Below are 24,602 nucleotides of genomic sequence, written 5' to 3'. Positions count from 1 at the left end.
CACGACTTTGCATCTCTATTATCTCTGACGACGGAGCTAGCCCGGATTTCTCACGTACACACTTGAACCTATCTCGTAACCATTGTGCTTTCGAGACTTGCGGCGAAAAACAAAGCGGTTCTCCGAAAGCAGAGTGTGTTCGCGAGAAATCCTCATGGCATAACCTCAACGTCTTGCACGTGAGCAATTTGCGTCGGCGCTCAATCGCGCCGGTGCAAATTGCGGACTAGGGAGCCTCCTCAAACGATCCGAGCGGTCCCCTATCGGAGACGTGACCGGCCAATGCGCCGTCATCGCTTACAATGCTGCGCTCTGTCTGAAGCACCAAGACTTGATAGGGCTCTATTTCGACACGCCCATCGTAATTCCGCGCAGTCAGGATATCTTTGCACGGCTGGTGCAGTTGCAGATACCCAGTCCGGTTCTCAATCTCCATTACAATTGTTCCCGACCCGCCCTCTCCTACGCGCGGGACGACGAGGACATTGGGGGATGCATCGGCCGCGGGAACGATCTCAGCCTCGCCGCACACCCGAAGCATCAAGGCCCTCATATCCTGGGAGTTCAGAAGTGTGCCGAGCACGATAATGCGCCCAATGCCAACTCGAGTCTCAGTGATCGCGGCCATGCCCTTCAGCGGACCGTCGAGGTAAGACGCCAACACCTTTGCCTTTTCGGTCTCAAAACCCGAATACCACAAACTGCCGTGTGACGCCGTTCCGTCGTTCCAACGGAAGGCGAAATCGCGAGGGTCGCCGGGAACCTCGTACGCACAGTAGATGTCAGCCCACTCTTCCAGGGAGGCGAACGGGGCGCCGGCAGGTTTTGTGGCTTCGAGAGTGCGCGTATCGGACAGCGGGCCCACCACCCATGTTCCGCCTGCTTCTATCCAAGTCCACAGACGCTCTCGAAGTCGAGACTCATCCAAAGCAGGCAGGAAGGGTGAATACACAACCCTATAGTCTGTTAGAGAATCCGCCGGATCGATAAAGTCCACACGCAGATGCACGTCCATCAACGGCCTGCATACTCGATTCAAGAGACAATCAAGATAGTCAAAGCCGTTTGCCATGGGTTGGTGGCGGAACTGAGCCCACGCTACGGTCGAAACGTGCACGGCGAGTCCTGTAGGAGCGGGGACTGTCTGTGAAAGGAAGTCTCCAGCCGCCTCAAAACCCTTTGCGACTTCCTTCACCTCTCCCATGATATGCAACGGCCTGCCGTGGCTCGACACGACGGAGCCGTGCATGAGTTCCTGGCCGCTCCAGTGAGCCCGCCACAACCAATACAAGTTGGCCTCCGCTCCCAGCGCAATAGGAAGCCAGGAATTGACGCGGCAGAACCCGGGATCCTTATAGCCGTTGGCAGTGACACCGCCATTCCAACAGGTGGCCGTTTCGGTGTTCCAGAACGGAGCCGTCTTGAAGGGGCGGACATAATCCATCCAGAAGACCTGCTTCCATAGGGTTTCCATGGAGTCGTAGTGATTGTATTGAACAATGTCGAGATGCCGGTGCAGTTTCTCGTAACTCACCGACAAGATGGGCATCATATCGGTGCCGACTGGCTGCGAAACGTGCTCATGCAGGATTGACGCCTGATGAAGGACGTAGTCCACCATACTGTCGCTTTGGAACAAGGTCCAGGCCGTCGACAAGGACGGGTGATCGTGGATGCTGGGCTCGGGAGCCGGGATCTGTTCGAACGATTGGTACGTCATACTCCAGAGATGCGTTCCCCAGGATTCGTTGAGGGCATCAATGCTCCCGAACTTTTTGCGGAGCCTCTCACGAAACAGTCGTACGCACAGATCGCAGAAGCACCCCTCGCCTTTCCAAAGGTCCACTTCGTTGTCGATTTGCCAGCCGATGACGTTTTCGTCTTGACCAAACATTTCGGCGAGCCGGGTCACGATGCGTTCGCAGTGGCCGCGATAGATCGGGCTATTGGGACAAACATGGCGGCGCGAGCCGTGCCGCGCTCGGACTCCCGCATGGCTTACCACGAGGACCTCCGGGTACTTCTCGGTAAGCCATGCGGGCGGTGTACACGAGGGGGTGCACATAATGGTCGCGATTCCGGCCTCTGCCAGCTTGTCCACGACACGGCGAAGCCAGCCAAGTTCCAGCCGCCCTTCTGCAGGCTCCATGCTGCTCCACGCAAACTCTGCAATGCGCATGACATTCATGCCCGCATCGCGCATAAGCTTGATGTCCTCGTCCAACTGCTCGCGGGGCCACGTCTCGGGATAATATGCGGCGCCCAGATAGGGTGGTCTGAATCGACCCATTCGTGTTGCCTTTCCATAATGCGCCCTGGGCGCAAAACTCTACCGTGCAATGGGATGGTCTGCGACTTACTCTCGGCGGTCCTTGCAGCCGTAATCGCGATGAAGGTCCAACGTATTAGCCAAGATAGCTGGCGGAACGGACACCCCCGATGTCCCCTTCATCGTCTTAGATCCATCGCCACGTTGCCAGCTAACCCGATACTCGGGATGGGAATGGACCTCTTGAGTGATGCCGGAGGCGCCCGCCCGAAGGCGGGCGCCATACATGTGGTTGGTGCAAGTCACTCTCGCGGTTGCGCCATTCCAGCTTCCGCGCCCCTCGCTCCAAAACCAACCGGATTAAATTGACTGCCGTGCGGGAGTTCGACTAGAAGTCGCTCGCAAGCGAGCCCACTGTCCTGGCCATTGGTCCATTGATCGGGGCTTTGCCGCCTACATCGTACTTCGAGAACGACACGTGCCCATCCATAAACAGGACATTGCCACCGCCGGGAACATGGCTGTAGGCAGACGCCGTGGTGGAGACCCCGTCGCACATAACCCAGATTTCACTTTGCGCCACGGCGGAAGCGGCCGCATTGTTGATATCGCTGATCATAAAGCGCTCAATACCTTCACGCAGGTGATAGAGCGTATCCGATGCACCGTTGCCCAGTCCGGCGCCGACTTCAAGGTCATTGGCCATGCTGGCGGCAAAACCTTCCGCACCGGACGCCACAAGCGCAGTGATCTCGGGGGTTGCGGCAGGAACAAGGGCAGCCACAAATGCATCGCCCTGCAAAGATGTCCCCGTACCAGAGAGCTGGTCGTCGCCATCTGCCTTGTCGAGCATCCACCCAAGATACAGGTAGCTGGCGTCGATGCCGCGCATGCACGCGCTGCCATTCCATGACATATAGCCCGTGCAATTAGCATTGGGTGCGCCAGACAGGGTGCCATCGGGATCTTTCTGCAGATCGATGTACATCGGGGTCGATGCATCAGACGGACAGAACATGACGTTGGGGTCGGTCAAGTATTCCGGATAGATGCTCGGAACGCAGGGACCAAAGCTCAAGTCAAACAGGATTGGCCCCGTTGAAGGATCGACCGCGTAAGAACCGGTTGCATCGAACCATGATCCGACCTGCATGGGCGGGAACTTTTCGCCTTTGGATTCGCCCGAGTACATCTTGTAGACCAGTCCCCACTGCTTGAGGTTGTTTGCGCAACTCGCGCGCCGGGCCGCCTCACGGGCACGGGCCAGTGCCGGCAAGAGAATGGCGGCAAGTATGCCGATGATGGCGATTACGACAAGCAGTTCGATTAGAGTAAAACCCCTCTTCCTCATCGCTATAACTCCTTTGTTATTTCCTGACCGCCCCTATCGCCCGTACGAATAGGAACCGCGCCAAGTACTGCCCCTGACTCAGGCCTTATCACGTCTGCGGCCCATGTTGAGATTCTAGCTGAAGAAGTCGACGGTGTCAAGACAAATTTTCTTTTCGTCTACTTAGAATAAATTATGTATATCGACAAATGACTAATTTGTAAACAAATCCTTCACAATGACAAAAGCGCATGCCTCCATATACTGATAAAAAGAGAAAGACTAATGCTCTATATCAAGCATTATGCCTTGACATAAATATTTCAAAATAAATGCCTTAAACTGAATTGACCCACTCCAATCCGTGTTAAGGCACCTGATACGCCACAATAGAGCCTTGGAATGGAATATACCAGTGCAAAGTGACAACGTGTGCGAATTCTGCTTAGACTGGCTGAGCGACTGCCATGGTCCGTGCGCTGTGATTGCCGCCCAAAGAACTTCGATGCGCGCTGAGTCTCAACGAGTGTTGCCGGTCGGGTCAAACCAGGATGCCATCGCAGCTCAGTCACATAAAATACTTATAAATAGTGACTTACGTTAAATATAGTTGAATTTGAAGAACTTGAGAGTGATTTCTGACCGACTCCTCATCGACCCGTTAAAGAAGAAAGCATCGACTTTCGTCGAATGGAATCTGGTAAGTCAGCTCCTCTAACAACTATACGTAATCTCTATATCGGCAAGCACTAAACGACAATTTGACTATTACAATTGCTAATAGCAATTCAATAATTATCATTTGTTGATTTTTAGCTCAAAGCGTGCAATAATGGAGATGAAGGTACGCGGCACAACGTGGATGTCATGAAAACAGAGACAGCAAACAAGACGAAGCGCGCCACCACCACCGCCGAGATTGCCCGGCTGTGCGGAGTATCTCGCTCAACGGTGTCCGCAGTTCTGAATGGGAAACCCAATGTGCGCGAGCAGACGAGGCGCAAAGTCCTCGAGTGCTTACGCCAGGGCAATTACGCTTCGGGGAACATTGCGCGGGCCTTTGTGGGGCGATTGTCGCGCATGATTGCCGTCCTCGCCTCCAATATGGGCAGTCCGTTCCACATGATGATGTTCCGAGGCATCAATGCGACCTTGGAAGCGCATGGCTATCACATTCTTTTCCGGAGCGTTCGCCCTGAGGACCAAGACGACCCCGAAACCCTCCAGAATTTGTACGCCTACCGCCCGGCGGGTTACATCGTCCTGCGCGGGGCGGAAGGACCCGGCGGGGTGTATGCGCGCCGCATCATTGAGGAAGGGGTTCCCTTGGTAGCGCAAGGCAAACTGGTGGGGACCGAGTCGCACAGCATTCAAGTGGACAATCGGGCCGCGATGAAGCTTTCCGCAGAGTACGTAATCTCCAAGGGGCACCGCCGCTTGGCGTACTTGGCCGGCCCCACGTTCTCTGTAACGGATAAAGAAAGGCAATTGGGGTTTGTTGAAGCGTTGATCGAACATGACATCCCTGTGTCCGAGGCAGTGTTCGCAGACGCCGGAGAAACGGCCGCAGCGGGATACCGCGCCGCACTCAACCTCTTGAAGAACCCCGTCACCAGACCCACTGCACTCGTGTGCTTTAATGACATGGTGGCAATGGGTACGTATCGGGCCGCTCACGAACTCTCCCTCGACATTCCGGGCGACTTGAGCGTGGTCGGATTCGATGGCATCGATTTCGCGGAACTGCTGGGCCCTCCGCTGACGACGGTGGACACGCTCCCTCACGTGATGGGAGAAATGACGGCGAAGTTGCTGGTTAGAGTAATCGAAAATCGGGGTCCAATGGACCTAATTACGGAATGGGTCACTCCTGAATTGCTGGAGCGTGCTTCGGTGCGCGCGATTGTGCCGCCTTTCGATACGCGATCGAAGTAGATGACTCACCACAAGCTTCGAAATTGCGCCGGGAGGCGCGTGACATGAGGGGGTATCGTGATAGCAACGCGTGATTCGAAGAGAGAGGCGATCCGTGCTCTCAACTTCACAATATGGGCCTGTCTTGCGGGTTCGCTGTTGGCGAGTGCCGGCGCAAACGATGCCCACAAGGCAACTCTCTTTCGTGATACGTGGGGCACCCCACACGTTTACGCAGAAACGCTGGCGGAAGCCGCTTACGCGATGGGATATGCCCAGGCCGAGGATCGGCTTGAGGATATCTACAAGAACGTGCGAATCGCGACCGGTACGCTATCCGAAGTGTTTGGCCCTCAATTCGCCGAACGCGACTACATCATGCGCCTTGTGGGCAACGACGAACTGTGCAAGAAGTACTGGACAACCGCCCCATCTTACATAACCGAGCTGGGAGACAACTTCATGCGGGGCGTCGAAGCGTATGTGTCCGAGTACCCCGACAAGAAGCCTCCATTTGCTGTGGAGTTGCACGGTTGGCAATGCGCGGCCATCCAGCGGGCCATGATGTTGAATTGGCCGCTGGAGACGGTCATGCGAGAACTCAGCCGAAAGGATAAGGCGCCCTCATTTGGCTCAAATGCCTTCGCCATCGGACCGTCCCGCTCGGCGGAAGGCTGCCCGATCTTTCTGGCCGACCCGCACCTTACATGGGAAGGGATGGAGCTCTTTTACGAAGGGCGCATGCATGCCGGGAATGTCGATCTGTGCGGCTTCTGGATGGTGGGAACCCCGCTGCCAGCCGTGGGGCATTCGGGACACGTGGCTTGGGCATACTGCGTCGGCGGACCCGACACAGCCGACGTGTACATGGTGAAGCTGAATCCGCAGAACCCGCTTCAATACCAGTACAACGGAGAGTGGCGCGAGTTCGATGTCAAGATGACCTCCATCGCAATAAAGGACAATCCCACTCTGCAGAAGCCCATGGTCTATTCGCTTTACGGCCCGGTGATTGCAGAACCTGACACGGCAAAAGGGATCGCGTACTGCGGAGCATCACCCTACTTCGGCGAGAGCCGGGTCCTTGAGCAACTCCTGCAGATGGTCTCCGCCAAGAATTGCAGCGAGTTCTACCAGGCTTTGTCCATGCTCCAGTTGGTAGAGGTAAACGTGTCCTTCGCTGACACGGAAGGCAACATCCGGTATCTTCGAAACGGCAATACGCCCGTGCGTCCGGAAGGGTATAACTGGTCTGTCCCGGTGCCGGGCGGCACGGAAGCCACACGATGGAAGGGCATTCACAAGATAGACGAGCTCGTACAAATGGAAAACCCGCCTCAAGGTTACTTCGTCAACTGCAATATCAGCCCGGAGAACATGATGAAGGAATCTCCGATGACTCCGGACAAGTACAAGCCGTACCTGTACAACGTGACGTGGGACTATCAGACTCCTCGCGGAGCAAGACTGGTGGAACTGATCGACGCGGATTCTTCCGTAACCAAAGATGAAGCGATGAAGTATGCGCTCGATGTCTACGATATCTCTGCAAAACCCTGGCAGAAGGCGCTACGCGAGGCCTTGGACGCCCATAAAGACCTGCATAAGTCGAACCCGGATTTTGCACGCGCCGTCTCGGTGATTCTCGGTTGGGATGGTTTCTTCACGAGAGACAGCAAGGCCGGACCCTATATGCGCTATTGGCGCTTAAAGTGCGAGCAAAGCCTTCCCATGCCAGACATAGCTCAGGGCAAGCCCCTGAGCACTGAGAATCAGAGTCTCTTGCTCGACAAGCTTGATGACGCTGTGGCTGAAATGAAGAAGGTCTACGGCACATTGGATATCACGTGGGGCGACATCAATCTCATTGGACGCAACGGCAAGTACTTTGCCTGTCCCGGCGCAGAGTTTGGCGGTGGTGGACAGATGGACCGCACGGAGACTGTCATGGATGTGGATTGCCGTGAGGAGCCTAAGGGATCCGGGAAGTTCGTCGGTGTAGGCGGCTCGCACACAATTCTGCTCACGCTCCTTCATCGCGACGGCATCGAGTCATACAGCATTCTGAATTGGGGTCAGAGCGCAGACCCGGCCTCCCCCCATCACGTAGATCAGGCTCAGAAATTGTATGCCGAACGCACATTCAAGCCGACATGGTTCAAGAAAGAGGATCTCCTGAAGAACGTCGAGTCGGAGAAGGAATTGACCTTTTGATCGGAATGAGGTATCCCGGCTGGTGTGTGAACCATGACGAACCGTGAGCGTGTGCTGGCGACGCTTCGCCACGAGCAGCCCGATTTCGTGCCGTACAACGTGGAGTTTACACAGAAGGCGCGCGCGGTGATGGTTGGATACTTCGGCCACTCGGATTTCGAGACGGCGCTGGGCAATTGCCTCACCCTGCTGGACACAAACCCGGCAAATGCATGGACGGAGACGGCGCCGAATGTCTGGCGCGATCCTTTTGGAGTGCTGTGGGACCGGTCTGTCGACAAGGATATCGGTGTTGTATGCAACAGCCTGGTCACTCCGGAGAACGTCCACTCGTTCGAATTGCCCGACCCCAATGACTCAACGCGCTACGAGGGCTTTCCCAAGTCAAAAGAGCAACAAGACGATCGCTTCATCATTGCGAACCTAGGTTTCTCGCTCTTCGAGCGCGCTTGGACCTTGGCAGGCATGGAAAACGTCTTGATGGGAATGGTAGCTCAACCCGAGTTCGTTCACGCATTGCTTGACCGCATACTGGAGTTCAATCTTGCCGTGATCGACCGTGCCTGCAAATACGCTATCGATGCGATGTATTTCGGCGACGACTGGGGGAGTCAACGCGGCCTCTTGATGGGCCGCGATCTCTGGCGGAAATTCATCCTTCCCCGAGCTCGATGCATGTACTCGCATGTAAAGAAGCACGGGAAATTCGTATTCATCCATTCATGTGGAAAGGTGGACGAATTGTTCCCCGACCTGATCGACGCAGGCATCGACGTATTCAATCCGTTTCAACCGGAGGTCATTGACGTCTTCGACGCAAAAGCACGCTACGGCGATCGGCTTTGCTTTCACGGTGGTATAAGCACACAGCAAATCCTGCCCTACGCTACACCCCATGAGGTTCGGACTCACGTCCGACAGCTTCTGGAGCGCGTTGGTGAAAACGGCGGTTTGTTCGCCTCACCAGCGCACGCGGTGCCTGGCGACGCGCGACCCGAAAATGTCGCTGCCATGCTTGACGTCCTGCAGAACCAGTAATCCCAGACTTCCTGCTTCCAAGAACTCCCGCTTCACTGGTAGGATTCGTTCATCATCCGTAACGGCCAGAAGCTTCAGGGGGGCATATGCGTAGTTGTCATGGGATTGCCTGGCTTGTCTTTATTGTCTGCGTCTGTTCATCGTGGGCCGATATATCCATAAGCCGCTTTGAACCGGACAGACCCATCTTCAGGGCGCAACGAGTAGTTGGCGTTAGCCTCGTGGTTGAAAACACAGGAGACACCCCGGTCTCAGCCGAGGTATCACTGGTACTGCAGGAGGGAGTGCATTTAAAGGACGCGCCTTCTGCACAGTCGCTAACGCTGGACGCGCGAAGCAAGCGTGAAGTGACTTGGAGCGTGGAATTCGATGTGCCGGGGACGTTCGCACTTGCGGCAGCGGTCCGAGCGGGCAATGCAGGCGGACCAACGGCAACACTTACGCTGAATGTGCTCCCCCCCGTGGAAGTGCAGAAGCTTCCGTACATCCCCGATCCCGTGCCCGTTAAAACTGAGATTCTGGTCGGTGCGCACAATTGCCCGCTCTGGGAAGCCGACAAGCCCAACATGTGGGCGCAAGTGCTCAAACACCCGGAACGCACACCTGCTCTCGGTTTCTATTCTCAAGAGAATCCGGAGGTTGCCGATTGGGAAACAAAGTGGGCCGTGGAGCACGGAGTGAACTTCTTCATCTACTGCTGGTATCGCGCCAGCCAAGGTGGTCCCATAGAGATGAACTTCAGCAGCGCTATTCATGACGCATTGTTCAAATCGAAGTTCGGCGACATCATGAACTTCACAATCATGTGGGAGAACCAATCACGGGGGCGTGCCGGAGTTTCGGACGAGAAGGACCTCATGGGAAACCTGCTCCCCTTCTGGATCGAGAACTATTTCAAGCGATCCAACTATCTCAAGATTGACAATAAGCCGCTGCTCTTCATCTATCGTCCTGAATTCCTCATCGACGACCTGGGAAGCGAAGAGAATGTTGTGAAAGCGTTCGATTTGATGAGGCAGGCCTGCAAAGACGCAGGATTCGACGGTTTGTACATTCTGGGCGAATACCGGGGTCTTGATGCGGAACACCTGAAGCTGATGAGGCGCATCGGACTCGATTACACGTTTGCCTACGTGTGGTACGTACCGGATAACCCGACCCCTGCAAAAGCAATCGAGGCACAAGTCGATTACATTACAAAGACCCAGCAAATAGGCATCATTCCACAAGTCGTCACGGTGTCTCAGGCATGGAGCGGCTGGCACGACGAAGGCACAATTTGGAAGATTCCTCCCGATGATTTCAAGACGCTACTCGGGAAGGCCAAAGACATCATTGCGACGTTTCCCGCAACGGAGCTGGGCAGCAAGATGCTGCTGTTGGACAACTGGAACGAATGGAGCGAAGGCCATTACCTGGCGCCGTATCGCGAATATGGCTTCGGCTATCTCGATGCCGTACGGGAAGTATTCGCGACGATGCCGCCGCCGCATGTGGACCTTCTTCCCGAAGACATCGGCATGGGTCCCTACGACACCGCCTACAAGGAGCATGTAGCACGCGAGCAAGCGCTTAAGGGCCAACTCGCAAAACACGTAATCAAGGGTGACACTCAGGAGCCGGGCCTGATCGGATGGTGGGCATTCGACGAAGATCTGGAGTCGCCGATCGCCATGGACTACTCGGGACACTGTCTGGGCGGAAAATTACAGAATGCGCGCCGCACGCAGGGAATCGACGGCAACGCCTTGGTTTGCGAGGGCGGAAGTGTTGAAGTTCCCAACGACCCACGCCTCTCGCCCAAGACTGCGTTGACTGTGGAATGCTGGGTGAAAACCGACGTCGCGGGCCAGCAAAACACGTGGTGCGTGAATCGAGTGTTTGGCGGTGGGACTTCGACCGGATATCGTTTGGGCGTTTTGGACGGAAAGCCGTGCTTCGAGGTGCCACTTACGGACTGGAGCCATCATTTGACCGCAAAAGAGCCGTTGCCGACGGGTCGCTGGGTACACTTGGCTGGTACGTTTGACGGCCAGATGTTGCGCATCTACGTCGATGGTGAGGAGGAAGGCGTGATGGAGCGGCCCGGACCAGTTCATCCAAACGCGTTCCCTCTAGTTCTTGGCAACTTCGCGGTGGGGCACCAGTCCCATTTTGAGGGTCTTCTTGACGAAGTCAGACTCTATGATCGCGCGCTAAGCCAGGATGAAGTCAGAACCCATTTCCTTCAGTTCAAGAAGTGAATCGATTAGGTTCCCTAATGGCTCTGGAAAAAAATGATGGCATGACGGCGAACTACGGGCGATGCCGCCGTCATGCCTGAGTCAGGGGGGGGACACCCTATTTAGTGCTTTTGGCGCTTTCGCGCTGCTTTATGTACGCAATCAACTGTTCGGGCTCGTCAGTTTGAATTCCGTCGGTGCCCCAGTCCAAGGCAGGCCCCCAGCACTGGGGGCCATCGTCGTCAACGATCACTAACGCACCCGCCGCGTGGCACTTCTCTGCAAACTCCTTCGAGTAGAAGTCCCAAGAAGACGCCACAAGTCGCGGCTTATCCTGCTCGAGCAATTTAGGAAGGTTCTTCATCTCATAGGGGTCGGGCATGGGGATACACTCGGGACAGAGCTTGACTACCTCTTTCAACTTACTCGGCCCCGCATACCAAATCACACTGCGTTCCATGCCTCGGGCCTTGATCTCTTTGATGAGGGGCGCAACCTCGGCCGCCTTGAGATCGAGATAGATGCCGATTTTTCCTTTGCATAGGTCAAGGATCTCTTCAAACGTGGGTATCTTCGTGTCCTTCCATTCGGGACCGACACGGCTCCCGATGTCCAGCGCGCGAAGCTCCTCCAAGGTCATATCCGAGACATTGCCCTTCACGGCACCCTGGGTGTAATCGTCCACCTTGCCGTTGTGAACACTGACAAACTTACCGTCTTTGGTGGTGCGTACGTCGATCTCCACGAAGTCAGCGCCAAGATCGATGGCCTTCTGGTACGCGGGAAGGGTGTTTTCAGGAATCCCCTGATGGGCTCCACGGTGGGCAACGACATACACATGCCCATTCTTTGGCGGAGGAAGCACCGACTCGGGTGCCGCGGCGGCCACCGAGGAAAGCATGGTCAAGACTGCCAGCAGCATCGACAAGGGCAATGCCCAGGCTACGTTCTTCCGGTTCATACCGGTTTTTCCTTTCTTGAGTAGAGCAGGACAACTTGCGCGTTTTATGATTGTTTTTGCTCGTTTCTGCGCACTATGATAATACCCGAATCGAGCCACGTCAAGCCCAAAGAAAGAGAGGAACAAATCTCCGTGGGCAAGAGTAGTCGCGCAGCGAATGTACGTCACGGCCAAATCGTCGGACACCTCAACGGTAAAGGCGAGGTCACGGCTCAAGAGCTTGCCGAGAAGTTTTCGGTGAGTCTCGCTTCCATCCGTCGCGACCTTCAGCAACTCGAACAAGTGGGCAGCATCACGCGCACGCACGGGGGCGCCATCCTATCGAAGCCCGGTATCGTCGAGTTTGCCTTCCAGGAACGTGGCAACACCAATGCCCCTGAGAAGCGCGCAATTGCCCGCGCGGTGGCGGCAATGATTGAACCGGGCTCGTCGGTGGCCCTCGATAGCGGAACAACAACGCTGGAAGTGGCAAAAGCCATCGCGGGAATTCCAGGCCTTACCGTCCTCACGAGTTCGTTGGCTATTGCGTCGGTTCTCTACGCACACGACGAGCTGGAAACGGTGCTGCTGGGTGGCACGGCGCGCAGGGGCAGCCCGGACTTGACGGGGTGGCTCACCGCGGAGAACTTGACTCGTTTTCACGTAGACTACGCTATTGTAGGCGCTGACGGCGTCACGCCGGATGGCGTCTTCACGATTGCCCTGGATCTTGCCAGCGTGTGCGAAGGTGTCATGCAGGCAGGCACGCAGCGAATACTCGTCGTAGACCACAGCAAAATTGGCCGTCGGTCTTTCTGCCGCTATGCGGCTGTGAAACAATTCGACCGCATCATTACAGACACTGGCGTTCGCGCAAGCGAACGAAAATGGCTCAAGAAATTGGCCAACGACGTGCTCTACGTCAAAGCATAGCAACCCCCAGCAAGCGAGGATAAGCAATGGCTACCCCTATCAAGTTCGATCTCGAAATCAAGTTCGGCAGCGAGTATGGCCCCGAAGAAGAACAGGCCATGCTTGATGTGTTGCGGAAGAACGCGCCCACCAGCGGCGACGAATGCATCGCGTTCGAGAAGGAGTTCGCCGAGTACTGCGGCACAAGTCACGCTCGAGCCGTGTCAAATGGCACGGCAGCGCTCTTCCTTTCGCTGATTGGGATTGGAATCAAACCGGGAGAACGCGTCCTTACAACGCCGCTGACATGGATTGCGACCGCCGCCGTAGGCGCGACGCTTGGCGCGGAAGTGGATTTTGTCGATATCGATCCTGTCACCTACAACATGGATCCCACGAAACTCAAAGAGAAGCTCACGTCAAATACACGCGCCGTGCTGCCGGTTCATCTCTACGGTCAATCCTGCGATATGGACGCAATCCTGGAGCTTTCGCGCCAGCACGGCTTCGCGATTGTTGAAGACGCGTGCCATGCGGTGGGCGCGGAGTACAAAGGCCGCAAGACCGGGAGCATGGGAGCGACGGGCTGCTTCAGCTTTCATGAGCAGAAGAACTTGTCTACGCTGGGTGAAGGCGGAATGATCACCACCAACGACCCAGAGGTTTTTGAGCGCATCGCGTTGTACCGCTCGCATTGCACGCGCGTCTACGGGAAAAGCACCAAGTATTGTTCACTGGACGAGACCAAATTCCCAATGGGCAAGCGGTTCTGGTTCCAGGATTTCGACGACACCGGTTACAACTTCCGCATGACGGATATGCAGGCCGCCGTGGGACGTGTTCAACTGCGCAAACTTGATGACCTAAACGCACGCCGCGCGAAAAATGCAGCCTATCTCAGTGAGGGATTGAAGGACGTCAAAGGGATCAAACTGCCGACGGTTTCACCGGGATGCAAGCATGTGTTTCACCTTTTCCCGGTTGAAATCGACGCAGGGACCTACGGCATCAACAAGGAAGACTTCGTTTATCGTATGCTGCAGGAACGCGGCGTCAAGGTCGGGACTCATTACATTCCGCTACACCTGTCGACGGCATTCCAGAAGCGCGGGTTCAGCCGCGGACAATTTCCCGTGGCCGAAGCCGTCATGGACCGCCTCGTGACGCTGCCCATCAATCCGCGTCAGACACGCGCAGCTTTGGACTACCTGATCGAAAGCATACGGACCCTGCAATCTGTCTAGAACTACCGGACATTTGAACTTCCGAAGTCCGGTCGAAGCGGTTGAAGCGGTGTCGCTCGAGTGCTAGGCTGCTGTGAGGTGGTAACGGGTAAACACGGTGAGGCGAAAGCCGACAGGAAGGACTACAGGACATGCTGAGTCGCAGGGGGTTCCTCAAAGTTGCCGCAGCGTCGGCTCCAATGATCATTTCAGCAAGGGCACTGGGCCTTGAGGGCCCTTCAGCAAACGAGACCATCAACATTGGGCTTATCGGCCTGGGAGGTCGTTGCCGCGATATCGCCGCGACGTGTTTGAAGATCCCGCAGATGCGCATCGCCGCCGTTTGCGACTGCTACAAGCCACGAGTCGATTCGGCCGTCGAAAACCTAAGCAAAGAAACGAAAGCCACAGGCTATACCGATTTTCGCAAGATGATCGAGAAAGAAAAGCTTGATGGCGTCATGGTGGAAACCACGACGCACGCCAGGGCATGGGTTGCATGTCACGCGATGGCAATGGGCATGGACGTCTACATCGAAAAACCGATGTGCTTGACCATCGCCGAAGGCCGCGAGATGGTGAAAGTCGCTCGCAAACACAAGCGCGTGACTCAAGTGGGGACACAGCAGCGCTCAATGCCTCTCAACAATTGGGCGAGCGATCTGGTTAAGAACGGAGCGCTCGGCAAGTCGATTGTCGTCAAAGCGCCAAACTTCATGAGCCCGTTGCGTTGGGAAGACAAGCCCGGCGAAGAAATGCCCGCCGGGGGCGATGATAAATGGTGGGACATCTGGACCAACCAAGCAGTCATGCGCCCGTACCATTCGTCGCTGCATCACGATTGGGCGCGCTGGTGGGACTACGATGGCGGCGGTCTTTGCTTTGGCGTAACGGGTTGGGGCGCTCACAGCTATGACCAAATCCAACGCGGCTTGGGCACGGACGAAACTGGACCCATCGAAGTGCGTCTGGAAGAGCCCGTCACCGACAAACCCTGCGGCTTGTACGAACGTGCAACTTCGGAAGAAGAAACGGGCGTCGGCTATTACAACATGGCCAAGGGACTGGTGGGACCACGCGCGCGAATCACCATGAAATACGCCAACGGGGCCGTACTGGATCTCTGCCTGGACTCGGATTTCGGGCCAGGACTCGGCGCAATATTCACGGGCGAAAATGGAAGTATCGACATTAATCGCGACAAGATCCTCGCAGCGCCAGCCGACCTGGTCAATTCGCCCGACAGGCCGGCTCCCCTCCAGGTGCTGGAGACCCAGCCCCACATCGAGAATTGGCTCGAATGCATCAAGACACGTCAGAAGTGCAATGCGGACATTGAAATCGGGCACCGCAGCTCAACGGTATGCTATCTCGTGAACATCGCACGGGAAGTAGGCCGGGTAGGCGAGACTCTCAATTGGAATCCCGACAAGGAGAAGTTCACGAACTGCGACGAGGGCAATAAGCTGTTGTCGCGTCCACGGCGCAAAGGTTACAAGCTCCCAAGCTAACTCCGAGCATGAAATGAGGGAAGAATCGTGAAGAGAGTTTTGGCGTTTTCTTTATTTTTCTTTGCCGTGCTTCCTTGGGCTCATGCGGCCGACGAAGACGGTTTTGTGTCCATGTTCAATGGAAAGGACCTGACGGGGTGGGAGGGCAAGCCCGGCGGATGGTGGGTCGAGGACGGAGCCATCACGTCAGAGAGCACGCAGGATAAGCCTTGCGTTAAACATCACTATCTTGTTTGGAAGGACGCCGAACCCGCCGATTTCGTCATGCGGTTCAAGTACCGGATCATCGGCGAAGGAGGCAATTCAGGCCTGCAATTCCGCAGCGAGCGACGTCCCGATTACGACACGTGGGGATACCAAGCGGACATCGAGAATGGCCCGCAGTGGACAGGATGCCTGTTCCAGCACGATCGCCTGGGCGTGGTAATGCGTGGTTTCAAATCCGTTATTGCCGAGGATGGAACCAAAAAGGAAGAACAATTCGCTTCACCCAAAGAGTTGCAGAAAGTCGTAAAGCAGAACGACTGGAATGACTATGAGGTCAGTGCAATCGGCAGCAAGATCGAACTGCGCATCAACGGTCAGCTCATGTGCGAAGTCGATGACCGCGACGCCAAGTGGTCCTGCCACAAAGGCATCATCGCCGTGCAGATGCACCCCGGCCCGCCGATGAAGATTCAGTTCAAAGACCTGCGCATCAAAGTGTTGAAGAAGGAATAGACTTCCCGATACCTGCGCTAAGACTGGGTAAATTGCGATAACCGAATGGGACCGCGAATTCCCCCACCGCGCGACTCCTTCTCGAACTCCAAAGCGCGTACATGATAGGGGCTGGGCCAACCCGGCCCCTTTTTCGTTGCCCAGAGTTGCGCAACCCGTTCAGAGGTCAGTTCATTCGCCAGCGTGTTTGCGACACGTATGGTAATTGTATGCTCGCCCGGTTCGCATGCGGGCAGTGTCACGCGCCACGGCGGCCATAGCAAGTATCCGGCAGCCTTGCCATCCACAAAAACCGTTGCAGCATACTCAATCGCGCCGGTTTCCAGAAGGATAGGACTGCTCGACCATTCTGCTGGGACATTGAATACAAATTCGTAGTCTACCTCTCCGGAGAAATCTTCGGATAACCAGGGTTTCCACATTGCCGAATTCGCGAACGGCACGGCGGCAAGGCTTCGCTTCACGTATTCGAAGTTGTGCTCTCCCACGACAGTCTGCTTGCTCGCGACTGCGCGAATGGACGAATCATCAATAGTGATGGTCTGCTGCGCTGAACGTTGGGGACCAGCACCTTCAAGCGAATCTTCCGCCAGCAGAAAAGCCTTCGTATCGCCGGGTTCCATCTGAAGCGAAATCGTTCCGCCCGATACCGGAATTCGCTCAGTCGTGCCACGCTCCAAGTTCAATTCCGTCGCGTGGGCCGAACCCACCGTGCATTGTCCTTCATAGGCAGACGTGCCTTCGTTGAAGAGAACGAGAATCCGGCCATTCTCGGTTTCGCGCTCGGCAACTCTCAGTCCACGCGCTGCAGGTGTCATCGCAACTGCGGACGTTACGCGTCCCGCAATTTCGCCAACCGTTCCGACAACTAACGATGTAACGTCCTCGCCACCGTCTCCGCGGATTCCTGGCGCATGATTCACGCACAGAACGTTGCCACCGGCTTGCGAAAGCTGCACAAGCCGCGCAAGTGACTCGGGAGCCATCCAACGCACGTCACCGCACACAATTGTGTTGTAGCGCATTGCCCCGGCAACTAGTACCCCGTCCGTCACCTGCGCCTTCCCAAGCATGTCGTCATCAATTAGATCATAGGGACACTGCCGCGCAAGAAGTTCGGCACCCAGCGTTTCATACGTTTCCGCGGCGGCCTTCGCGTCAAGGCCATACGCCCACAGATCGCGCACGGGGTAGTACAAGGACGTTCGTACCGCCGGACGTCCAACGGATAGCGCATACCCCAAGCGCGCGACATAGGCATGGAACCCCGGAAGGTGATCCCATAGCGGATTCATTGAACCAAAGTGAGGACGCTCACCGGTCATGTGGTGGTCTTCCGTACTCAGCGGATAACAGCCCATCACAAGAAGATTCACACCCCGCAGATACTGATAGTCGATGAGCCATTTCATCTGCGCGGGAGTAAGCCCATTGCCGTACACGCAGAAAGACTCCGTGAAAGCGAACCGTGTCCCGTTCTGATGCGCCGCGCTTGCAGCCGCCACCGGGAAGTTGGACTGATTCTCGCGCCCAGGAAAGACTTGCCGCCAGATGAGGTCAACACCCGGCACGTCCATCGTCCGTAACGGACGCAACAAATGACCAAAGCTGTGCTTCACGACGCCAAATGTCTCGTCTTCTCCTCCCAAATGCCCTGCGGAGGCCAAGTCATGAGCGCGGCACCATTCCTGGAGTCTCCCAAAGTAGGCATCCTTAAACTGCATTGAAAGCGCGTCGTAGAGTGCGACACGCGCCTGCATCACCTCTACCGGCATATCTGGCGCGGGTGATGTGAACAAATTCGGCAAATCCTCAAGAAGGGAACGTCCACCGCGTCCTGCATACAACGTGTCGAGCCCTTCAACCCAGGGGATCGAATCGGGCGGGCGCGGCATTCCAGCACCTGGTTCGTCCGTAAACGTGAACGGAATCGTCGTGCCGAAGTACTCGGACACGACCCGTGCGTAGGCCTCGTGCGTGATTTCGAGGAAGCGTTGCGTTGCGCTCGGATTGAGCAAGTCTACGCCGCCTCCCGGAACAACGCGATAAACATAGGCGACATCCTCAGAACTGGATGGCGACCAAGTCGCCCCTGGCTGAACAACGCGCGCCTCCGGCTGTTCCACGACGAGGCAGAGGGCGTCGGCGGGAACCGTATAAGGTGCAGAAGCATCTACGCGTTCGCGCGTCACCGAGCGGCGAGTCAGCTCGGGATGACCCTCAACGACCTTCCCAAGCGCCTGCCCGGATGGCCACCCGCCCTCGTCGTAAAGCCACCACGCCATCTTCAGTTTTGCCGCTTCCTGCGCCATCTCGCGGACACGCGCTAGATACGCATCGGTGAGATAGTCGGGGTCCAGACTGTTGTTTGTTGAATCAGGACGGAATCCGTGCGGCATCGGCAAGACGCACACGCTGCGCGCGTCGTGTGAGGCCATGTCGTGAAGCTGCTCGCGAAGCCGTTCTGGCTCAAGGGGAGCGTTCCATAGCCAGAAATACGCGGGCCACAAGATTGCCTCCGGCTGTTCAAATCCAGCGCGGGAGAATTTGGCCGTCAATTGTACCGATGATGGCGCTTCCCCGGGAGTCTGTGCAGACACAAACACCCACGCAACAACCAACGATGCCATACTCATCCCCTACCCCGTCCTTTCCTTGAATACATACGATTGGAGGAGAACCCGTGCCGTGCAGGCCCATGCTGAAGGTTTCGTCCGCGGCGTTCAAGCCGCGCCTGTTTTGCCCCCGCACCCGCGCGACAGGTAGAGTGGACTCTGTTACGAATATCCAATTAGGAGTCATACTCATGCGGCGATTACTAGTCCTTGGCGTTGCACTCGCGTGTACGGCCGCCGCTCACGGCCAGGCAGAAGCCCGCGGCATGGTGTACAACGATCTAAACAGCAATTCCATCCTCGACAACGGCGAACCGGGTGTGCCGGACGTGTGCGTCTCTAACGGACGCGATTTGGTCGTCACAGATGAATCGGGCAAGTGGTCTCTTCCTTCAGACGACGACTGCACGCTCTTCGTCATCAAACCTGCTGGATGGGGCGTCCAAGTTAACTCAGACCAAATACCCCAGTATTTCTATCACCACAAACCGAAAGGCTCACCAGTCAAGCAGGTGGCGGGCGTCCCCCCAACAGGACCGTTACCCCCATCCATCAACTTCGCTGTCTTCAAACAAGACGAACCCGCAATGTTCGACGTGCTGTTGTTTGGCGACCCTCAGGCGCGCGGCACAAAGGAAGTCGACTTTGTGACCCACGACGTGGTCGAAGAGTGTGCCGGGACATCTGCGGCTTTTGGTATTTCGCTTGGCGACATCGTCGCTGACGACCCGGGCCTGTTCACGACAATTAATCAGAGCATCGGACAAATCGGGATTCCGTGGTACAACACCTTCGGCAATCACGACTACAATCGCGACGCGACAGCCAACGAATATGCAGACGACACATATGAGCTCGTTTATGGTCCGAGCACGTACGCCTTCGAATACGGCGAGGTTTCTTTCATCAACCTGAATGACGTCTTTTTCAAACCCGATGGCAAATCGGTCTGCCGGTTCACGGACGATCAGCTATCGTTTGTGAAGGCCTACCTAGAAAGAGTCTCCAACGATCGATTGGTCGTGCTCCTCATGCACATCCCCTTCTTGCGCTGTGAAAACAGGGACGACTTCTTTTCGCTCTTTTCGGGGCGACCCAAGGTCCTTGCCATCGCGGCCCACACGCACACCCAGTTTCATCGATTTGTGGACAAAGCCGGTGGATGGCCGGGTGCAAACCCGTTGCACCTCTTCGTCAACGCAACGGTCTGCGGTTCCTGGTGGTGCGGCGCCTTCGACGAACGCGGCATTCCGCATGCCACAATGAATGACGGAGCCCCCAACGGCTATTCGGTACTTACCTTCAACGGGGCCGAGTACAGCATTCGCTTCAAGGCGTCGCGTCGTCCCGCCGATTATCAGATGAACATCTACTTGCCGTCTGAAATCCAAGCGGCCGATGTGCCCAATACAGATGTCCTGGTAAACGTGTTTGCCGGCTCCAGCCGCTCCCGCGTGGACATGCGAATCGACCGCGGAGAATGGATACCGCTTGAACAATCGCCCACGGAAGACCCCGACTGTAAGCGCATGTCCGAATTGGGACCGTACCTGGATCAAGAAGTGCTCGGCAAAAAGCTAGATACCGTGCTTGGCTGGAAGATGGACCCGCCATCAGTCACCGACCACATGTGGAAAGGCAAGCTGGCAGGCACACTTGCACCCGGAACACACACGGTTCACGTCCGCACAACCGACATGTTCGGCCAGGAATTTATCGACCGGCGAATAATCCGCGTGAAATAGCCTCCATCCGTCTCATCGTTGATGCTGTTGAGAAGAGAGTTCAACCCATTGAGGAAGGTCTGATGAATATAGTGCGATTGGTTCGGTTGACTTGTTGCCTGAGCGCGCTGTGCGCCACGGCACTACTCGCCTCCGGCGAAGCTCACGCAGTGGACTCGGGTCCAGTCCCAATTAACCGTCTTGCAATCGTGCTTGAACCCGACGCAACACCCTTGGAAACCCAAGATGCGGATGTGCTCAAAACTCGTCTGCTTTCGGTCAGCAATATAACCATCGACATCGCGAAAGAACCCGTCTCGGGTGCAGATTTGCAGATCTTTCTCGGCAAATCTCGTCCGCAAGGACGGCTTCACGACCTGTGCACAACACACGCAGTCACTCTGCCGGGGCGAGGAAGCACACTGTTTCCGGAGGGATTCGCCGTCAGAACCATTCAAGAGAGTGGCCGCCATGCGATTGTGGCGGTAGGCGTCGATGATCGTGCCGTCTTGTACGCGGTGGGCGAGATCGTTCGACGTTTCCACTACGAAGCCGATCACGTGACTCTGCCCAGTCTCAACGTCAGCACCGCACCTGCATATCGCTTCCGCGGTTTCTCGCCCAATCAAGGTGGAGCCATGCTGCGCGTCGCCAAAGCGCGCGTCTGGACCGATGACGAATTCCATGCCGTTGGACTCGAATATGCCATGGCCGGAGCGAACCTGTTTTATTCTCCGAATGAGGACTGCCCCTATTACCGGTTTCTCAAATCATTCGGTTTCATGACGGAGACGGGCGTACGACCAAACCAATTGCGCTCTGAGTTCCCGCCGGAATGGAAAGCGGGTGGACGCGAAATGTGGGAGGGCAAGGACTGGGTATGCCCATCCGTTCCCGAAGCGCACGATGCGCTCATGAAGCAGTGGGAAACGGATTTCGCGGGGCGTGCCGATCACGACGTGCTGCGCTTCTTCGCGGGCGATCCCGGTGGCTGCACCTGCGAACGATGCACGCCGTGGGGCAATACGTTTATGCATCTGTGCGAAGAGCTGGCCACGAAGTGGAAGGCGCTGCATCCGAACAGCATTGTCATGGTTGCCAACCAAGGCCTCGACAATGCCGGCGACCGCGCCATTTTCTCGTTTCTCAGAGAAACGCCTCGCACGTGGTGCTACGGAATCGCATACGGTCCCGGAAGCAATGCGATGTCGCCCTATTTTCGCGACAAGGAAATGCGAGACGACTTGTTCGAATATCCGGGGCAGGGTCCCGTAAACCGCTACCTTTCCGAGATTCTGAACCAACTCCCCGGCGATCAACGGATCGTCCATTACTCGGATATCACGCACTGGATACGTTCACAGTACGAGGTCGAAAATCCCGAACCCAATATCGTGAAGGCGTATGGGCGGCGTACGTTCCATGCCCGGCCAGTTGCCATGTATCGCATCTTCCAATCGATCATGCCGTTCTCCGAAGGAGACATCATATACTCGGAAGGGAATCATGATGAATTTCACCAGTACATGTGGGCGCGGCTGTTGTGGAATCCGAACCGCTCGCTCGACGACGTGATGAACGAGTATTGCGTGCTGTACTTCGGTGAGGACGCCGCGCCGCTCATGGTTCAAGCGCTTCTGCAACTGGAGAAAAATCTCGAAGCTCCGCTTGCGGAAAATCAGGGCATCAAGACTTACCTGGATCTCGTAACGGAAGCAGGCGAGAAGATTCCCGCATGGCGCATGGAGCGCGATTACCGTTGGCGCCTCCACATGCAGAAGGCACTCCTGGACCAATATCTGCAGTACAAATTGCGCATCGAACTCGACAAGGAACAGCGTGCACGGGAAACACTTGAGACTTCGCTCACGTCCGGCAAGATCGGCAAGGCCATTGAGCAGGCGCTTCAAGTCCTGTCGGAGGCCGCTGAGACTCCCGAAATGAAAGCCTTGCGCGAGCAGGCAGGCAAGCTAGGAAACGAGACAGAGAGACTTCATGGCGACCGGAATTCCGGCTACTTCAAGCTCGATATCCCGCTGCGCGATATTCCCGGGATTAAGGCAATCCTTGAACAGGCCAAATCAGAGAAATCGAAGAAGAAGCGCATAGAATTAGTCCAAGCCGCGATTGCCAGATCGAACGAGCCGACTCGCCCGGGCAACGTGTATTGGTAGTTCGAGGACTCCAAGGCACTTTCACCCGCCCCCTCTCTCGGGGTATGCTGTCGCGGGGGTAATGCAACCATGTCAATTCGCCTCGGAACCGTCGATAGCATCATTGTCATAATCTACCTTGTCGTTGTGGTCGCGCTCGGCACCATGGTGAAACGGCGTGCGGCGCGCAACATTGGCAGCTATTTCCTTGGCGAACGCCAACTGCCGTGGTGGGCGCTGGCCATGTCGGGCAGTTCCTCTTATTTCGACATTACCGGCACGATGTGGATCGTCAGCCTGTTTGTCGTTATGGGACTCAAGGGGTTCTGGGTCCAGTGGATCTGGGGCTTCATCATTCCCGTCTTCTACATGGCCTATATGGGCAAGTGGATTCGCCGCTCTGGCGTCATGACCGGCGCGGAATGGATGGAAACGCGCTTCGGATCGGGCAAAGCGGGCGAAGTTGCCCGCGCATCCTACACGCTCTACGCCGTACTTACGATCACCGCGTTTCTCGCGTACGGCGCAACAGGCATGGGCAAGTTCGGGGCGGTTTTCCTGGGACTTAACGAACACGCATGCGCGGCACTTATTCTTGGAATCACGGGTATCTATGTCGTCATGGGCGGATTTCACGGGGTCGTCATCGTGGAGATATTCCAGACGATCGTACTCACGTGCGGCGCGCTGCTCATCGCCTGGCTCGGCTTCACCCATGTCTCGCCGGAAATGCTGCAGGCCAAGGTCAGCGCGGATTGGGGCAGCATCATTCCGCGATGGAGTTTCGACTCATTGAACGGCACCGAATACCAGTTGTTCGGCGCACTCCTCATGATATGGGTCGTAAAGGGACTCCTTTTATCGCTTTCGGGCCCCGAGCAACTTTACGACTTCCAGAGATTCCTCGCGGCAAAGAATCCGCGCGAAGCGGCAAAACTCGGTGCATTGTGGGGCGCTATTCACACCGTACGCTGGCCGATGGCCATGGCACTCGCCGCGATGGGCATCGTGGGTCTCGCCGAGCAAGGCGATCCCGAGAAAGTCCTTCCGACAGTCATTCAGAACATGCTGCCGGTAGGTGTGCGTGGCGTGGTGCTTGCGGCACTACTCTCAGGATTCCTCGCGACGTTTAACTCGACCGTCAACGGCGGCGCGAGCTACATCGTAAAGGACATTTATCACAAGTACCTCAATCCCGCCGCCTCCCAGCGCCAGTTGATTGTCGCGAGCTATGTCTCCTCGGCATTACTCATTGTGTTGGGCGTGTGCGTTGGGTTCGCGGCCAGTTCCATCAACCAAATGTTTACGTGGATCATGGGGACATTGGGCGCCGGGGTCCTGTTGCCGAATGTGTTGCGGTGGTATTGGTGGCGCATGAACGGCTGGGGCTACGCCGTCGGCACACTTTCGGGAATGGTGCTATCCCTCATACAGGCCTTAACGCCCGCTGCTTCCGCCCTCCCGCTCTACATGACGTTTCCCGCAATTGCGCTGACAGTCCTCGTAATTGCAGTGGTCACAACACTCTTAACACAACCCACCGATCGCGAAACGCTAGTCCGCTTCTACCGAGACGTTCGCCCCTGGGGTTTCTGGGGACCAATCGCTCACGAGGCAGACACGACCTCAGTGTCCACGCTCAAATGGGATCTCACAACCGTCGTTGTCGGCATACCCTGGCTCATCGCTATGTACTTTTGCCCCGTTTACATCGTCCTGCATCGCTTTGCGGAAGCATTAGCCGCGGGACTTCTTGTAGCGGCACTCACCGTCGTCCTGTATTTCGTCTGGTATCGAAACCTCAAGCATGAATAACG

At 56.3% G+C, this 24,602-nt stretch carries 15 protein-coding genes; 11 read left to right on the top strand and 4 right to left on the bottom strand.

Annotated elements, in window-relative coordinates:
* Positions 1–226: 226 nt before the first annotated feature.
* Positions 227–2,290 carry a beta-galactosidase gene (locus tag K1Y02_00765; GenBank protein MBX7254860.1) on the bottom strand — a complete coding sequence of 688 codons (2,064 nt, stop codon included), beginning with the start codon at positions 2,288–2,290 and terminating at the stop codon, positions 227–229.
* A 367-nt stretch (positions 2,291–2,657) separates the two neighbouring features.
* The gene (locus K1Y02_00760; GenBank protein MBX7254859.1) at positions 2,658–3,620 is read right to left on the bottom strand and encodes a DUF1559 domain-containing protein; all 963 of its coding nucleotides are present in this window, start codon (positions 3,618–3,620) and stop codon (positions 2,658–2,660) included.
* 846 nt (positions 3,621–4,466) lie between these two features.
* On the opposite strand from K1Y02_00760, the gene K1Y02_00755 reads away from it, so the two are divergent.
* The 4 genes from K1Y02_00755 to K1Y02_00740 all read left to right on the top strand — a co-directional run bounded on the left by K1Y02_00755 (position 4,467) and on the right by K1Y02_00740 (position 11,008).
* Positions 4,467–5,534: a LacI family transcriptional regulator gene (locus K1Y02_00755; GenBank protein MBX7254858.1), complete on the top strand. Its 1,068-nt coding sequence runs from the start codon at positions 4,467–4,469 to the stop codon at positions 5,532–5,534.
* 57 nt (positions 5,535–5,591) lie between these two features.
* Positions 5,592–7,727, top strand: a complete 2,136-nt coding sequence (locus K1Y02_00750; protein ID MBX7254857.1) for a penicillin acylase family protein — start codon at positions 5,592–5,594, stop codon at positions 7,725–7,727.
* Between the two features lie 33 nt (positions 7,728–7,760).
* Positions 7,761–8,765 (top strand): uroporphyrinogen decarboxylase family protein, encoded by a 1,005-nt coding sequence (locus K1Y02_00745; GenBank protein ID MBX7254856.1) that lies wholly within the window; start codon positions 7,761–7,763, stop codon positions 8,763–8,765.
* An 86-nt stretch (positions 8,766–8,851) separates the two neighbouring features.
* On the top strand, positions 8,852–11,008 hold the full coding sequence (locus tag K1Y02_00740) for a glycoside hydrolase family 99-like domain-containing protein (GenBank protein ID MBX7254855.1): 2,157 nt from the start codon (positions 8,852–8,854) through the stop codon (positions 11,006–11,008).
* 97 nt (positions 11,009–11,105) lie between these two features.
* On the opposite strand, the gene K1Y02_00735 is transcribed toward K1Y02_00740, so the two are convergent.
* A complete protein-coding gene (locus K1Y02_00735; protein ID MBX7254854.1) occupies positions 11,106–11,948 on the bottom strand; it encodes a glycerophosphodiester phosphodiesterase family protein in 843 nt (280 codons plus the stop codon).
* Positions 11,949–12,080: 132 nt separating this feature from the next.
* Between K1Y02_00735 and K1Y02_00730 the strand changes: the two genes are divergently transcribed.
* From K1Y02_00730 to K1Y02_00715, 4 genes are all read left to right on the top strand, one after another.
* Positions 12,081–12,860, top strand: coding sequence for a DeoR/GlpR family DNA-binding transcription regulator (locus K1Y02_00730; GenBank protein ID MBX7254853.1), 780 nt, complete (start codon positions 12,081–12,083; stop codon positions 12,858–12,860).
* Between the two features lie 26 nt (positions 12,861–12,886).
* Entirely contained in the window at positions 12,887–14,083 is a 1,197-nt protein-coding gene (locus tag K1Y02_00725; GenBank protein MBX7254852.1) for a DegT/DnrJ/EryC1/StrS family aminotransferase, read from the top strand.
* Between the two features lie 131 nt (positions 14,084–14,214).
* Entirely contained in the window at positions 14,215–15,573 is a 1,359-nt protein-coding gene (locus K1Y02_00720) for a Gfo/Idh/MocA family oxidoreductase (protein MBX7254851.1), read from the top strand.
* 27 nt (positions 15,574–15,600) lie between these two features.
* A complete protein-coding gene (locus tag K1Y02_00715) occupies positions 15,601–16,293 on the top strand; it encodes a DUF1080 domain-containing protein (GenBank protein MBX7254850.1) in 693 nt (230 codons plus the stop codon).
* A 17-nt stretch (positions 16,294–16,310) separates the two neighbouring features.
* On the opposite strand, the gene K1Y02_00710 is transcribed toward K1Y02_00715, so the two are convergent.
* A complete protein-coding gene (locus tag K1Y02_00710; protein ID MBX7254849.1) occupies positions 16,311–18,923 on the bottom strand; it encodes a hypothetical protein in 2,613 nt (870 codons plus the stop codon).
* A 176-nt stretch (positions 18,924–19,099) separates the two neighbouring features.
* Between K1Y02_00710 and K1Y02_00705 the strand changes: the two genes are divergently transcribed.
* From K1Y02_00705 to K1Y02_00695, 3 genes are all read left to right on the top strand, one after another.
* The gene (locus tag K1Y02_00705; GenBank protein MBX7254848.1) at positions 19,100–20,653 is read left to right on the top strand and encodes a calcineurin-like phosphoesterase C-terminal domain-containing protein; all 1,554 of its coding nucleotides are present in this window, start codon (positions 19,100–19,102) and stop codon (positions 20,651–20,653) included.
* A 62-nt stretch (positions 20,654–20,715) separates the two neighbouring features.
* Entirely contained in the window at positions 20,716–22,806 is a 2,091-nt protein-coding gene (locus K1Y02_00700; GenBank protein MBX7254847.1) for a hypothetical protein, read from the top strand.
* Positions 22,807–22,875: 69 nt separating this feature from the next.
* A complete protein-coding gene (locus K1Y02_00695) occupies positions 22,876–24,600 on the top strand; it encodes a hypothetical protein (GenBank protein MBX7254846.1) in 1,725 nt (574 codons plus the stop codon).
* Positions 24,601–24,602 lie beyond the last annotated feature (2 nt).

This window comes from Candidatus Hydrogenedentota bacterium (assembly GCA_019695095.1).
Taxonomy (GTDB): domain Bacteria; phylum Hydrogenedentota; class Hydrogenedentia; order Hydrogenedentales; family SLHB01; genus JAIBAQ01.
Note: the sequence above shows the minus strand (reverse complement) of the source record. Positions and strands in the feature narration are given on the sequence as shown.